At 70.4% G+C, this 14,087-nt stretch carries 13 protein-coding genes; 4 read left to right on the plus strand and 9 right to left on the minus strand.

Going from position 1 to position 14,087, the window contains the following annotated elements; all coding sequences use genetic code 11:
* The first annotated feature begins 5 nt into the window (after positions 1 to 5).
* Positions 6 to 452 carry a hypothetical protein gene (locus tag ACMV_RS08350; RefSeq protein WP_007421729.1) on the plus strand — a complete coding sequence of 149 codons (447 nt, stop codon included), beginning with the start codon at positions 6 to 8 and terminating at the stop codon, positions 450 to 452.
* 221 nt (positions 453 to 673) lie between these two features.
* Here ACMV_RS08350 and ACMV_RS08355 read toward each other — a convergent pair whose 3' ends face one another.
* From ACMV_RS08355 to cydD, 5 genes are all read right to left on the minus strand, one after another.
* Positions 674 to 883, minus strand: coding sequence for a hypothetical protein (locus ACMV_RS08355; protein WP_007421728.1), 210 nt, complete (start codon positions 881 to 883; stop codon positions 674 to 676).
* Positions 884 to 900: 17 nt separating this feature from the next.
* The gene (gene cydB / locus ACMV_RS08360; RefSeq protein ID WP_007421727.1) at positions 901 to 2,040 is read right to left on the minus strand and encodes a cytochrome d ubiquinol oxidase subunit II; all 1,140 of its coding nucleotides are present in this window, start codon (positions 2,038 to 2,040) and stop codon (positions 901 to 903) included.
* Between the two features lie 12 nt (positions 2,041 to 2,052).
* Positions 2,053 to 3,666 (minus strand): cytochrome ubiquinol oxidase subunit I, encoded by a 1,614-nt coding sequence (locus ACMV_RS08365; protein WP_007421726.1) that lies wholly within the window; start codon positions 3,664 to 3,666, stop codon positions 2,053 to 2,055.
* A 120-nt stretch (positions 3,667 to 3,786) separates the two neighbouring features.
* Positions 3,787 to 5,541, minus strand: coding sequence for a thiol reductant ABC exporter subunit CydC (cydC, locus tag ACMV_RS08370; RefSeq protein WP_013640124.1), 1,755 nt, complete (start codon positions 5,539 to 5,541; stop codon positions 3,787 to 3,789).
* A complete protein-coding gene (gene cydD, locus ACMV_RS08375) occupies positions 5,529 to 7,298 on the minus strand; it encodes a thiol reductant ABC exporter subunit CydD (protein ID WP_013640125.1) in 1,770 nt (589 codons plus the stop codon). Before cydD ends, cydC begins: the two co-directional genes overlap by 13 nt.
* A 182-nt stretch (positions 7,299 to 7,480) precedes the next feature.
* Here cydD and ACMV_RS08380 point away from each other — a divergent pair, with 182 nt between their 5' ends.
* Both ACMV_RS08380 and ACMV_RS08385 read left to right on the plus strand, forming a co-directional pair.
* On the plus strand, positions 7,481 to 8,791 hold the full coding sequence (locus tag ACMV_RS08380; protein WP_007423302.1) for a chloride channel protein: 1,311 nt from the start codon (positions 7,481 to 7,483) through the stop codon (positions 8,789 to 8,791).
* A gap of 76 nt (positions 8,792 to 8,867) precedes the next feature.
* Complete coding sequence (locus ACMV_RS08385; protein ID WP_011942391.1) at positions 8,868 to 9,371, plus strand: OsmC family protein; 504 nt, start codon at positions 8,868 to 8,870, stop codon at positions 9,369 to 9,371.
* Between the two features lie 99 nt (positions 9,372 to 9,470).
* Here the strand turns inward: ACMV_RS08385 and ACMV_RS08390 are convergent, their stop codons facing one another.
* Positions 9,471 to 10,448 (minus strand): MBL fold metallo-hydrolase, encoded by a 978-nt coding sequence (locus ACMV_RS08390; protein WP_013640126.1) that lies wholly within the window; start codon positions 10,446 to 10,448, stop codon positions 9,471 to 9,473.
* A gap of 2 nt (positions 10,449 to 10,450) precedes the next feature.
* Positions 10,451 to 11,233, minus strand: a complete 783-nt coding sequence (locus tag ACMV_RS08395) for an SDR family oxidoreductase (RefSeq protein WP_007423299.1) — start codon at positions 11,231 to 11,233, stop codon at positions 10,451 to 10,453.
* Between the two features lie 83 nt (positions 11,234 to 11,316).
* On the opposite strand from ACMV_RS08395, the gene ACMV_RS08400 reads away from it, so the two are divergent.
* Positions 11,317 to 12,534 carry a CaiB/BaiF CoA transferase family protein gene (locus ACMV_RS08400; RefSeq protein WP_011942394.1) on the plus strand — a complete coding sequence of 406 codons (1,218 nt, stop codon included), beginning with the start codon at positions 11,317 to 11,319 and terminating at the stop codon, positions 12,532 to 12,534.
* A 55-nt stretch (positions 12,535 to 12,589) separates the two neighbouring features.
* On the opposite strand, the gene ACMV_RS21815 is transcribed toward ACMV_RS08400, so the two are convergent.
* The gene (locus ACMV_RS21815) at positions 12,590 to 13,450 is read right to left on the minus strand and encodes an energy transducer TonB (protein ID WP_013640127.1); all 861 of its coding nucleotides are present in this window, start codon (positions 13,448 to 13,450) and stop codon (positions 12,590 to 12,592) included.
* A gap of 46 nt (positions 13,451 to 13,496) precedes the next feature.
* Positions 13,497 to 14,012, minus strand: coding sequence for a glycine zipper family protein (locus ACMV_RS19775; RefSeq protein WP_035186982.1), 516 nt, complete (start codon positions 14,010 to 14,012; stop codon positions 13,497 to 13,499).
* Positions 14,013 to 14,087 lie beyond the last annotated feature (75 nt).

The following is a 14,087-nucleotide window of genomic DNA, read 5'->3' on the forward strand; positions in this document are numbered from 1 at the left end:
ATTGCATGCATGAACCGACTTACCTGATCGAACCCATGATCCGCGAGCACATCGACCCGTGCTTCGTGATCGCGCGCCTGGCCCAGCCCTGGCTCGACCTCGCGCGATGGCGGCGCCATGCGCGCGAGTGCATCGCGGCGAATCCCGGCCGGCGCGGCATGATCACGATCCGCCGGGTGCGGCGGCGCAACCCTTGCGGCCTGGCCTGCTACCGGTGCGAGGCCGATCTCGAACATGGCCGGCTGATGGCGGTGCGGCCCTTCGCGGTGCTCGACCCGCTCGATGACAGGCCGCTGCTCACCGCACTCGCGGCACGGCTCGCGGCCATCGCGCATGATACCGGCTGCGGCGCCATCCGCATCGTCGCCACGGGGGCCGACCTTCCGGCAGGCGCGCTCGGCGGTGTTGCCCGGGCGGTCTCCCGGGCCGGGGAACACACCTTCCTGCTCTGACCCGCACCGACGCAAGGGATGCCGGCCCGGCCGGCAAGTCCTCCAGAACGACAAGCGGCCGGACCGCCCGAAAGCGGCCCGGCCAGACTGGCACGGCTACGGCGCTGCCGTCAGGGGAAGCGGCGCCGCGTGTACAGCCATGCGAGAACGTACAACCCGAGATAGACGAACGGGATGAACAGGATCAGGCCTTCAAGTCCACCGAGCATCGGGGCGTCTCCTTACACTTTGTCGTCGGGCTGATGGCGGCCAAGGACCGCCGATTGCTGTGCCTCGAACAGAACGGCGCCGCTCGCCGAGATCAGAACGATCATCATCGTTCCGACCAGCCAGCCGAAATACCAGGGCCCCTCGTCGCCGGTGACCACGGCGAGCAGGATCGCCGCGAAGAGGATGACCGCGAGGGCGGCGAATTTGATCGTGTTCAACATGGCTCGATCTCCGCTCCTCAGTAGGAGTGATCGTTGGCGATGACGGACTCGGTCTTGACCTTCCCGCGCATGACGCGGAAGGCCCAGGCCGTGTAGCTCAGGATGATCGGCACGAAGACCAGCGCGAAGGCCAGCATCCAGCCGAGATTGTAGGCGCTGCCCGAGGCGTTCCACACCGTCAGGCTCTGCGCCGGCGCGGTGGTGGAGGGCATCAGGAAGGGGAACATCGCCGCCCCGGTGGTGAAGATCGTGCCGATCCAGGCCAGCGCGCCGAGCCACCAGCCGAGGATCGGCTTGCGGGCGGCGAGCGCCAGCGGACCCGCGACCATGCCGAGCAGCCCCACCGCCGGCAGCAGCCAGAGCACCGGATGCTGGTGGAAATTGTCCATCCAGGCGCCGGCGCGCATCGCGACCGAAGGGCCGCCGAGCGGGGTCGCCGGCATCGCCGGGTTGACCGGGGCGGTGTAGGCGAAGCCCTTGATGAAGCGGACCCAGACGCCGCCGATCGCGAACAGGGCGGCGGCGAGCAGGCCGGCGGGCACCGCATAGCGCCGGGCGCGCTCGGCGATCGGGCCCTCGCCGCGGATCATCAGCATCGCCCCGCCCTGGTGCACGGCGAGGGCGAGCGAGAGCACACCGCACATCACCGCGAAGGGGTTGAGCAGGTACCAGATGAAGCTGCCATCCTGGTAATACTGGCCGTCCCAGCTGAAGTGGAAGCCGACCCCCTGCAGCACGTTGCCGAAGGCGGCGCCGTAGATGATCATCGGCAGCGCGCCGGAGATCAGGAACGCCCAGTCCCAGGTCGCGCGCCAGCGCCGCGCATCGACCTTGGAGCGGTATTCGAAGGCGACCGGGCGCATGATCATGCTGAACAGCAGCAGGATCATCACCACGTAGAAGGTCGAGAACGAGGTGGCGTAGAGCGTCGGGAAGGCGGCGAAGATGGCGCCGCCGCCGAGGATGAACCAGACCTGGTTGCCGTCCCAGTGCGGGCCGATCACGGCGAGCGCGGTGCGGCGTTCGGCATCGGTGCGGCCGACGAAGCGCAGCAGCGCGCCGACCCCCATGTCCATCCCCACCATGATGCCGAGGCCGGAGAGAAGCACCCCGAGCAGCACGGCCCAGATGACCTTGAGCGCGATATAGAGTTCCATGGCGCGGTTTCCTTACTGCCAGGACTTGTCGGCGTAGCCGGGGCGCATCAGCGACGGGCTGGCCGCCGCCTCGACCGGACGGGCATGGGCGTGCTCGCCGGGGCCGAGCCTTGCATATTTGAACATCAGGTAGAGTTCGGCGGCGATGAACAGGCTGTAGAGCAGCGCGAAGCCGATCAGCGAGAACAGCATGTAGCCGACCGTGTGGCTGGAGGCGGACTGGAAGGTCGGCAGCCAGCCATAAACCGTCCAGGGCTGGCGGCCGTTCTCGGCGGTGATCCAGCCGAACTCGCAGGCCAGCACCGGCAGCGGGATCGCCCACATCGCCGCGCGCATCACCAGCGGGTGTTTCTCAAGCTCGTTCCTCAGACTGTAATAGGCGCCGAAGGCGAACACCACGAGGAAGGCGAGGCCGAGGCCGACCATGAGGCGGAAGCTCCAGAACTCGACGAAGACGTTGGGGATCGATTCGCGGCCGGCCCTTTTCAGGATGCCCGGCAGGTTCGAGGGCGTGATCTTCGACAGGTCCTGATCCGGCGCGAAGCGCTGGGCGAGGAAGCCGTAGCCCATGTCCGCCTCGTTCTTGCGGAAGGCGGCGAGCGCCGCCGGGCTGTGGGTTTCGCCATACTGCTTGAGCGCGATCACCGCCTGGATGCCCTTGGCGGCGCGAAGCTGGGCCTGCTGTTCCAGTTCGTCGATGCCGGGGATGCGGACATTCCAGGCATGCGCGACCAGCGGGGTCAGCACATAGGGGATACCGATGGCGAAATCGTTCTTCTGCGTGCGGTCATTCGGCACGGCGGCGATCAGCCAGGGCGCGCTGGGCCCCTTGGTGGTGTGCCAGATGCCTTCCATCGCGGCGAGCTTGGTCGGCTGCACGAGATAGTCCATGCGGCCGAGCGCGTCGCCCAGCGTGACCACGCCGAGGGTGGAGATCAGCCCGAAGATCGCGGCGATGCGGAACGAGCGGGCGGCGAATTCACGGTGCTGGCGGCGCAGCAGGTAGTAGGCCGAGATGCCCATCACGAACATCGAGCCGGTGACGAAGCCGGCGATCGAGGTATGCACGAACTTCGCCTGCGCATCCTGGCTGAAGACGAGGGACATGAAGCTGTGGAACTGCATGCGCATCGTGTCCGGGTCGAATTTCGCGCCGGTCGGGTCCTGCATGAAGCCGTTGGCGATCAGGATCCACAGCGCCGAGAGGTTCGAGCCGAGGGCGACGAGGTAGGTGATGGCGAGATGCGCGGGGCGGCTCAGCCGGTCCCAGCCGAAGATCATCAGGCCGATGAAGGTGCTTTCCATGAAAAAGGCCATCAGCCCCTCGATGGCGAGCGGGGTGCCGAACACGTCGCCCACGAAATGCGAGTACATCGACCAGTTGGTGCCGAACTCGAATTCCATGGTCAGGCCGGTGGCGACGCCGATGGCGAAGTTGATGCCGAACAGCTTGCCCCAGAACAGGGCCATGTCCTTGTAAATCTTCTTGCCGGTGATGACGTAGACCGTCTCCATCGTCGCGAGCAGGAAGGTCATGCCCAGCGTGAGGGGGACGAAAAGGAAATGATATAGCGCGGTCAGCGCGAATTGCAGGCGCGACAGGTCGACGACTGTCGGGTCGATCATGATGGACTCCTGGCCCGAGGACCGGCGGGATTCCCCGCACGGCGGTGAACGGTAGTTTCCCGATCGATAATGCCGCCACGCGGCGGCGCATTGATCTGTATCAATCCGTTTCAGCCGGGCTCAGAACCGGAGCGACATCTCCCGCAGCCGTGACAGGCGCGCCACAGGCCCGGCGCCCTGGCGGAGCGCGCCGAAACGGCCGTCGGCGACGATGCGGCCCTCGGCCAGCATCACCACGCGGTCGTCATCGGCGAGGTGGTCGAGACGGTGGGTGATGGCGATCACCGTACGCCCGGCGGCGAGGCCGGCGAGCGCGCGGCGGAATTCGGCCTCGGTCAGCGGGTCGAGCCCCTCGGTCGGCTCGTCGAGCAGCAGGAAGGGGGTGGCACGCAGGGCGGCGCGGGCGAGCGAGAGCCGCCGCGCCTCGCCGCCGGAGAGTTTTGCCCCCGCCTCGCCCACCAGCGAATCGAGACCACCGGGACGGGCGCGGACGAAATCGGCAAGGCGGGCGGTCTCGAGCGCGCGCCAGAGTGCCGCATCGTCCGCATCCGGGCGGGCGAGGAGGAGGTTGTCGCGCAGGGTGCCGGCGAAGATCGCGGTGGTCTGCGAGACCACGGTGAACAGCGAGCGCAGGTCGTCGCCGCGGATGGCGGCGAGATCGACGCCGCCGATCGTGGCCGTTCCCGCCTCGTGCGGGGCGAAGCGGAGCAGCAGGTTGAACAGCGAGGTCTTGCCGGCACCGCTGCGGCCGAGAATGGTGACGTGCTCGCCCTCGGCGATCGCGAGGTCGATCCCGGCGAGCGCCGGATGCGCGGCGCCCGGATAGCGGAGCGAAACGCCGTCGAGCCGGAGATCGAGCCGGGCCGGGCGGCGCGGGCTGGAGGCGGGCTCGGCGACGGGCGGCGGGCGGTCGAGCAGGTCGAAGACGCGGCGCGCCGAATCCGCCATGCCGCCGAGGAGCTGGAACGCCGCCGGCAGCGGGGCGACGGCCTCGAAGGCGGCCATCGCGCCGAGGGCGAGCAGGGCGATGACCGGCCCGGCGATCCGGTGCGCATCGGCCAGCGCGCCGCCGAGCGGCAGCATCGCCAGCATCGTCAGCCCGGCCACGAGCAGGCCGGCGGCGGCGCCGAAGCCGGCGATCGCGGCGAGGCGGCGCTGGGCGGCGAGCAGCGCCGCGCTCGCCGCGTCGACCCGCTCCGCCATCGCCCCGCTCGCATTGCAGGTGAGCAGTTCGGCCATGCCCTGGACGGAATCGACGAGATCGGCGCGCATCGTCGCCTGCAGCGCGACGGCGGCGCCGGCCGGGCGGCGGCCGAGGCCGAGGCTCGCCAGCGGCACCGCGACCCCGGCGACGACCAGCCCGAGCAGGAGCAGCAGCCCGGCCTCGGGCGAGACGATGGCGAAGCCGAGCGCCATGACCAGCGCCGCCGCCGCCGCGATCATGAAGGGCGAGGCGACACGGAGGAAAAAATCGCCCAGCCGGTCGATATCGGCGACGAGGCGGGAGAGCAGGTCGCCGCCGCGCTCGCCGGCGAGGCCGACCGGGGCGAGCGGTTCGAGCCCGGCATAGGCGACCATGCGCAGCCGGGCGAGCAGGCGGAACGTCGCCTCGTGATCGACCAGCCTGCCGGCATAGCGGGCGAGCACGCGCAGGGTTGCGAAGAAGCGCACCCCGGCGGCCGGGGTGAAGAAGTTGAAGGCGTTCTGCGCCGCATAGCCGGCGACACCGACGACCCCGGTGGCGGCGAGGAACCAGCCGGAGAGCGCGAGCAGCGCGAAATTCGCCAGCACGGTGAGAACGCCGAGCCCGATGCCGGCGAGAACCCAGACCCGGTAGGGCGCGTAGAGGCGGAGCAGGCGGATCAGGTCGCGCATGGAGCCTCCGCGGCGCCGAGCAGGGTGGCATAGGCGCCGCCGCGGGCGAGCAGCTCATCGTGCGTGCCGGATTCGGCGAGGCGCCCGCCCTCCAGCACCAGGATGCGGTCGGCCCGGCGGACGGTGGCGAGGCGGTGGGCGATCAGGATCGCGGTGCGGCCGCGCGCCAGCTCGGCAATGGCGGCGGTGATCTCGGCCTCGGTCTCGAGGTCGAGATGGGCGGTGGCCTCGTCGAGGATCAGCAGCGGGGCGTCGCGCAGGAAGGCGCGCGCGAGGGCGAGGCGCTGGACCTGGCCGCCGGACAGCCCGGCGCCGCCATCGCCGATGCGGGTTTCGATGCCGGCGGGCAGGCGGTCGATCTCGTCGAGCAGGCGGGCGCGGCGCAGGGCATCGCGCAGCGCCGCATCGTCCGCCTCCGGCCGGCCGAGGTGCAGGTTCTCGGCGATCGTGCCGGCGAAGACGCGGGGGGTCTGCGGCACATAGGCCAGCCGCGCCCACCAGGCCTCGCGGTCGAGCGAGGCGAGCGCCGTGTCGCCGTTGACCATGACGGCGCCGGATTGCGGGGCGACGAAGCCGAGCAGGGCGGCGGCGAGGGTGGATTTGCCGGCGCCGGAGCGGCCGACGATGGCGGTCATCGAACCGGCGGGAAAGGCGCAGTCGATCCCGTGCAGCACCTTCTGGCCGGGCTCGTGGGCGATGGTGAGGCCGGCGCAGCGCAGCGATAGCGGGCCGGCAGGGGGAATGGCGCTGCCCCAGCTTGTGGCGGGCTTCGCGTCGAGCACGTCGAAGATGCGGCCGGCGGCGGCCAGCGCCGTCATCCGCGCGTGATAATGGGTGGCGAGGCCGCGCAGGGGGAGGAAGAATTCCGGCACCAGCAGCAGCACGAAGAAGGCGGGAAAGAAGCCGATATGCCCGTGCAGCAGCCGTGCGCCGAACAGCACGGCGACCAGGGCGATCGAGAGCGAGGCGAAGAATTCCAGCACCGCCGAGGTGAGGAAGGCGACGCGCAGCCCGGCCATGGTGGCGCGGCGGTATTCATCGGCGATCCGCCCGATCAGCGCGATCTCGTCACGCGCCCGGCCGAACAGCCGCAGCGTGGTGATGCCCTGCACGGCATCGAGGAAGCGCGCGCTCATGGTCAGCAATTCGCGCCATTGCCGGCGGTTGATCGCCTCGGCGCGGTAGCCGACGAAGACCATGAAGACCGGGATGATCGGGCCGGTGACGAGCAGGACCAGACCGCTGATCCAGTCGACCGGGAAAACGGCGGCGAGGATGGCGAGCGGGACCAGCGCGACCAGCGCCATTTGCGGCAGGTAGCGGGCGAGATAGGGCTCCAGCGCCTCGACCCCGTCGAGCATGGTGGCGGCGAGGTCGGCGCTGCGCTCGCCGGCGGCATAGGCGGGACCGAGGGCGAAGAGATGGTCGAGCAGCGCGCGGCGGAGCGAGAGCTTGACCGCGGCGGCGGCGTGGTGGGCGGCGAGTTCGGAGGCAAAGCTCAGCGCCGCGCGCAGGAGCAGAAGCCCGGCCAGGGAAGCGAGCGGCAGGGCCAGCGCGGCGGGGGCGGTGTGGCGAAAGATCAGCGCGGTGACGACATGGGCGAGCAGCAGCGCCTGGCCGATCACCGCGAGCCCGGCGGCGAATCCGAGCCCGATGGCGAGCGCGAGAAAGCGCCGCGCGCCCTGCCCCGCCGCGATCAGGCGGCGGTCGAGCGTGCGGCGGGGCGGGGCGGCGTCGTGGTTGTCTGCCTCGGTCAAGTCTGTCCTCTCACGCGGATCCGGCGGCCGCAGCGCCGGGCGCGGGCGGCGGACGGTTCACATGCGATGCCTGTTCTGGCATTGACATGAATCAATCGGTGTCGGGCAAGCCCTGTCCACGCTGGCCGGCCGGCGGAGGCTCCGGCCTCACGCAGGAATGACAGTCAAGGAGACCGGCCGGAATGGCGGCTTTGAAACGCAATCTCATTTTCGTGCTCGCCGCCATCATCACCGGACTGGTCTCCATCGCCTTCGGCATCGGCGTCGTCCGCGCGACGGCGCTGTTCCAGAACGTGACGGCGCAGCGCGGCTGGATCGTGTTCCTGCTCTGCCCGGCCGGGCTCGCGCTGATCGTCTATCTCACCCGGCAGGTGTTTCCCGGCGCGCAGGGCTCGGGCATTCCGCAGGCGATGGCCGGGTTGCAGATGCAGGATTCGGCCGATGTCGATTCGGTGCTGTCGCTGCGGATCGCGGTGGGCAAGTTCCTGCTCACCCTGATCGGCTTCGCCACCGGCGCGTCGATCGGCAAGGAAGGGCCGACGGTGCAGATCGGCTGTGCGGCGATGAACATTTGCGGGCGGATGGGGCTGGAGCGCACCCATGCGCTGCAACGGCTGCTGATCCTCGCCGGGGGTGCCGCGGGCATCACCTGCGCCTTCAACGCGCCGGTGGCCGGCATCATCTTCGCGATCGAGGAGATGGCGCGCAGCTTCGACGACCGGCAGGTGCGCTCGATCATTCTCGCCGCCTTCGCCAGCGGCATCACCCTGCTCTTCGTCCTCGGCTACCAGCCTTATTTCGGCTTCTCGCACGCGGTGCTGAGGCTCGACTGGATCTGGCTGCTGATCCCGGTCTGCGCCGTGATCGGCGGGCTCGCGGGCGGGCTGTTCGCGCAGATCCTGGTGACGCCGTGGAAGTTCCTGCCGGGCGCGGTCAACCGGCTCGCGCAGAAGCGGCCGGTGGTCTTCGCCGCCTTCTGCGGCCTCGTGCTCGCGGCGATCGGCTACGCCTCGCACGGGATGGTGTTCGATGCGAGCTATGCCAATGCGCGGGATGCGATGGTCTCGGGCGTGCTGCCGCCGGTCGATTTCGGGCCGCTGAAATTCCTTGCCACCCTGGTGTCGTATCTCTCGGGGATTCCGGGGGGGATTTTCGCGCCCTCGCTCGCCGTGGGCGTTGGTGTCGGCACGGCGTTCGTGCATCTGCTGCCGGGCCTGCCGGTGGCGGGATTCGCGATGGTCGGCATGGCCGGGTATTTCGCCGGCGTCGTGCAGTCGCCGCTGACGGCGGCGGTGATCGTGATCGAGATGACGTCCGATCCGTCGATGTCGGTGCCGGTGGGCATCGCCGCGATTCTCGGCACCATGGCCTCGCGGCTGGTCTGCAAGGAGCCGGTCTATCACGCGATGTCGCACCAGTTCCTGCGCGTCGTCGAAAACCGGCCGATGCCCAAGCCCAACACGGTCGAACCCGCCCCCGCCGCAGAGCATTGAGGCCCGCGCGGCGGCTTGCCTGAACCGCGCCGCAGCCGCATCTTCATCAACGAGGATCGATCTTCGGGAGACCGCCATGGATGCCGCCGAACTCCGCGCCCTGCAGGCGCCGCTGAAGCAGAAATACCGCGAGGACGCCGCCGCGGCGCGGATCGTCTCGCGCGCGGTGGGCGAGATCGTGCAGGGCGGGATCGCCTGCGTGGTGCGCGGCCATGACGGCGAGGTGACCGCCGGGCTGCACGAGGCGGCCGGCGGCGACGGCTCGCAGGCCTGTTCGGGCGACATGCTGCTGGAGGCGCTGGTCGCCTGCGCCGGGGTGACGCTCTCCGCCGTCGCCACCGCGATGGGGGTGATTGTGAAGCGCGGCAGCATCACTGCCGAGGGGGTGTGGGACGCGCGCGGCACGTTGGCGATCGACCGCGCCGCGCCGGTGGGTGTCACCGACATTTCGCTCCGCTTCGATCTCGACACCGATGCGGACGAGGCAACCGTGGCGCGGCTGATCCAGAGCACCGAGCGGTATTGCGTGATCCTGCAGACGCTGCGCAACCCGCCGCGGATCGAGGCGATTCGGGGCTGAACCCAATCAGCCGGGTTTTTGCTCCGGCTGAGGTCAGTCAGCCGGATTTTCGCGCCGGCTGAGGTCAGTCAGCCGGGTTTTCGCGCCGGCTGAGGTCAATCAGCCGGGATCGAGGCGGAACAGGCCGGTCTCGCCGACATCGAGCGTGGTGAAACGCGCTGCCGGCATGCCGGCGGCCTCGCGGGCGGCGGCGAGGTCGCGCTCCGGCGCGTCGATCGCCTCGTCGGTGAGCTGGAACGTGCCGAAATGCATCCCCACCGCCCGCGCCGCCCCGAGCTCGGCGAAGGCGCGCACCGCATCCGCCGGGTTCATGTGGACATTGCCCATGAACCAGCGCGGCTCGTAGGCGCCGATCGGCAGCAAGGCGAGGCCGGGGCGGCCGAGGCGCTCGCGGATCATGCGGAAATAGCCAGTATAGCCGGTGTCGCCGGCGAAATAGAGCTGGCCGGCTTCATGGCGCAGCATGAATCCGCCCCAGAGCGTGGTGTTGCGGTCGCGCAGGGTTCGGGCGGCGAAATGCCGCGCCGGGGTGAGGGTGATGCGGGTGCCGTGCAGCTCGGCATGGTGCCACCAGTCCAGTTCGGTGACCGGGCCGAGCCCCTTGCGGGTGAGAAAGGCGCGGTTGCCGAGCGGCGCGAAGATCGGGGTGCGGCCGAAGCGCGCGTGCAGGGCGGCGAGGGTCGGGATGTCGCAATGGTCGTAATGGTTGTGCGAGAGCAGGATCGCGTCCGGCTTCGGCATTGCGTCGAGCGTGAGGCCCGGCGGGCGGACCCGGCGCGGCCCGGCCCAGCCGACCGGCGAGCAGCGCTCCGACAGGATCGGGTCGGTCAGCAGAACGAGGCCCGGCAGGCGGATCAGGAAGCTCGCATGGCCGATGAACGTCACCGCCGCCTCGCCCTCCGCCACCTCGGCGGGCGGCGGAGCAAAAGTCCGGTTTTCCACCCGGTCCGGCCATTTCGCCCGTCCCTCGCGCCGTGTCACCCAGCGGAGCATCGGGAAGCGGCCGGTGCGGCGGCGCGCACCTTCGGGGTTGAAGAAGCGCGCGCCGTCGTAATGATCCGAGACCGGGTAGGGCAAGGTCAGCCGAACGCCGCGTTGAAGGCGCCGCCATCGAGCAGCAGGTTCTGGCCGACGATGAAGCCCGCCTGTGCCGAGCAGAGGAAGGCGCAGGCATCGCCGAATTCCTCCGGCGTGCCGACGCGGCCGGTCGGGTTGGCGGCGGCGCGGGCGGCGAGCTCGTCCTCCACCGAGCGGCCGGAGGCGCGGGCGGCGGTGGCCGCGTTGTCGCGCAGCCGGTCGGTCATGAACGGGCCGGGGAGAAGATTGTTGATCGTCACGTTGTGCTTCGCGACCTGGCGGGCGAGGCCGGCGACGAAGCCGGTCAGCCCGGCGCGGGCGCCATTCGACAGGCCGAGGGCGGGGATCGGCGATTTCACCGCCGCCGAGGTGATGTTGACGATGCGGCCGAAGCGGCGCTCGATCATGCCATCGACCGTCGCGCGGATCAGCGCGATCGGGGTGAGCATGTTGGCGCGCAGGGCGGCTTCCCAGTCGGCATCGGTGAACTTGCGGAAATCGCCGGCCGGCGGGCCGCCCGCGTTGTTGATCAGGATGTCCGGCGCGGGGCAGAGGGCGAGCGCCGCGGCGCGGCCCGATTCGGTGGTGATGTCGCCCGCCGCGATCTCGACCTTGACGCCGGTCTCGGCGCGGATCGCCGCCGCCGTTTCGGCCAACGCCGCCTCGCCGCGCGCGGTGATCACCAGATCCACGCCCTCGCGGGCGAGGGAAAACGCGACGGAGCGGCCGAGCCCCTTGCTCGCCGCGCACACGATCGCCCGCCTGCCCTTCAGTCCGAGTTCCATCTCTGCTCCCTTCCCTGTCCTGCTTGTGTCGAGGCCGCGTCCATAGCATCAGATGGGCGCGATACCGAATTCGACAGGGGACCATGACCACCGCCATGACCGAGCGCGCGCTGACCGGGCTGAAGGTGATCGACCTGACCAGGGTGCTGGGTGGGCCGTATTGCACGATGATCCTCGCCGATCACGGCGCGGACGTGATCAAGATCGAGCCGCCGCAGGGCGACGAGGTGCGCGACTGGGGGCCGCCCTTCCTCGAACGGGCGGACGGAGCGCGGGATGCGAGCTATTTCCTCGGCGCCAACCGCAACAAGCGGGCGATGACGCTCGACCTCGCGCACGAGCAGGGCCGCGCGGTGCTTCTGCGGCTGCTGGAGGACGCCGACGTGCTGGTGGAAAATTTCAAGCCCGGCACGCTGGAGAAATGGAATATCGGGCAGGCGGCGCTGGCCCCGCGCTTTCCGCGCCTCGTGCATTGCCGGATCTCGGGGTTCGGCGCCGACGGACCGTTCGGCGGGCTGCCGGGCTATGACGCGGTGGTGCAGGCGATGACCGGGCTGATGACCATCAACGGCCGTCCCGGCGAGGGGCCGCTCAGGATGGGCACGCCGGTGGTCGATCTCGCGACCGGGCTGTATTCGGCGATCGGCATCCTGATGGCGTTGCAGGAGCGGCAGCGCTCGGGGCGCGGGCAGTTCATCGACATGACGCTGCACGATGCGGGCATGGCGCTGCTGCATCCGGCGGCGGCGAACTACCTGCTCAACGGCAAGCGGCCGGCGGCGACCGGCAATGCCCATCCGAACATCGCCCCCTATGACACCTTCCCCACCGCGACCTGCGAGATCTTCATCGCCGGCGGCAATGACGGGCAGTTCCGCAAGCTCTGCGCGCTGCTGGAGCGGCCGGACATCGCCGCCGATCCGCGCTTCGCCACCAATGCCGACCGTCTCGCCAACCGCGCGGCGATGACCGCGGCGCTGACCGAGGCCCTCGCCGCGCATGACGGCGAGGCGCTGGCCGAGCGGATGATCCGCGCCGGGATTCCCGCCGGGCCGGTGCGGCCGGTGGACGCGGCGCTGGAGAGCGCGCACGCGCGGCATCGTGGCATGGTGGCGGAGCTGGACGGGGTGCGCACGCTGGGCACGCCGATCAAGTTCTCGCGCACGCCGGGCGGGCCGCACGCGCCGCCGCCCGGCTTTGCCGCGCATCTCGACGAGATCCTCGCCGAGCATGGCTATACCGAGGCCGAGATCGCCGCGCTGGAGGCGGCGGGCGCGATCCGTCGGGTGCGGCGCGCCTGATTTTTCTCCGCCGCGGCGCGGGGCTGGTCCCTGCCCTGCCCCGCGCGGGGCGGGGTCAGTGGATCAGGATGTAATGGATGGTTGCCGTTACCTGCTCGGATTTCGCTTTCGAGCCTGGCGGGAATTTCGGCACATGCGCGCCGTTGAACAGGCCGTACCACGCCATGTCGAGCAGCGGCGCGCCGGAGCGGCGGACCATGCGCAGGTCGATCACCCGCCCGTCGGGCAACACGGTGAAGCTGACCGTCACCGAGCCCTGCTGGCCCTGGGCGGCGGCACCCTCGGGGTAATAGTCGTGGGTGTTCACCCATTTGTTGAATGCGCTCTGCCAGTCCGGACCGGCCTTGCCCTTGAAGACGATGTCCGGCGCGTGCCGGTTGAAGTCGGGTGCTGCGGGGGCGAGGTTGAGCGCCGTGCTGCGGTGGGCGAGCGCGGTGGTCGGCCGGGTGCCGAACGACATGCCGTTCATCACCATGTAGGAGTGGCGCGGCGCGGGCCGGGCCGGGTGCGGCGGTGACTTCGGCACCGGCGGCGCCTGCGGGATGATGGCGGCCTGCATCGCCGGCGGGGTGAAGGGCTTCATGTTGAGATGGACCGCCGGCGGCGGGGCAGGCGACGGTGCCGGCCGAGGCGCCGGTTGCGGCTGTGGCGGCGGCGCGGCCATGGGCGGCGGCGGCGGCAGGTTCGGCACCGCGTTCGGCGCATGGGTCGGCGTCTTCGGCGCGGCGTTCCGCTTCGCGGTGTGGGTGAGGCCGGAATTCTGGAACACGACCGCGATGCCGGATTCGGGTTGCGGCTCCGGCAGCCGGCGGGAATGCACCACGTAGAGCAGCAGCAGCAGGATCGCCGCGTGCAGGGCCAGCGAAACCGGCAGGGGAATGCGCCAGCGCGGCCGCCGCCGCCTCTCCCGCGTCATCGGCGGCGGCGCGGCACCAAGCGCCGCGCCGCCGGCCCGGACCGGATCAGTAATGCGGATAGGCGTAGTAGCCGGGCGGCGCGTAGGCGGGCGCGCCGTAGTTGTAGGCCGGTCCGTATCCGCGCGCATAGCCTTCCATCTTGTTGCCGTGCGCCACCATACACTGCGCATAGGCCACGTTGTAGCGCGCCTGCATCGAGTCCGCCGCGTTCTGGGCGTTGCCCCCGCCCATGGCGCTGCCGAGCAGCAGGCCGGAGCCCGCGCCGATCGCGGCGCCGGTGCCGGCATTGCCGCCCGCGGCGCCGAGCAGCGCGCCGGCCGCGGCACCGAGCAGCGTGCCGCCGACCGCCGTGTTGGTGGCCGACTGGCCGGCGGCCTGCGCCTCGGCCGGGTTGATCTGGCGGCTCGCGTAATAACGGCAGAGCGAGTCGTCATGGCGGAACTGGTCGAACGAAACGCCCGGCCCGGGCATCGAGACGACGCTCGGCCCGCTCGGCGGCGCCACGGCGCAGCCGGCGAGCAGAAGGGCGATGGCGGCGGCGGCAGGCAGAACTGGCTTCATGTCCTTCATCCTGTTGGTTGGAGCCCCGTCCAGATAGTTGGCGCGCGGGCGGCGGAACGCAACGGCGATCGCCCG

Origin of the sequence: Acidiphilium multivorum AIU301 (assembly GCF_000202835.1) — a bacterium.
Classification (GTDB): Bacteria; Pseudomonadota; Alphaproteobacteria; order Acetobacterales; family Acetobacteraceae; genus Acidiphilium; species Acidiphilium multivorum.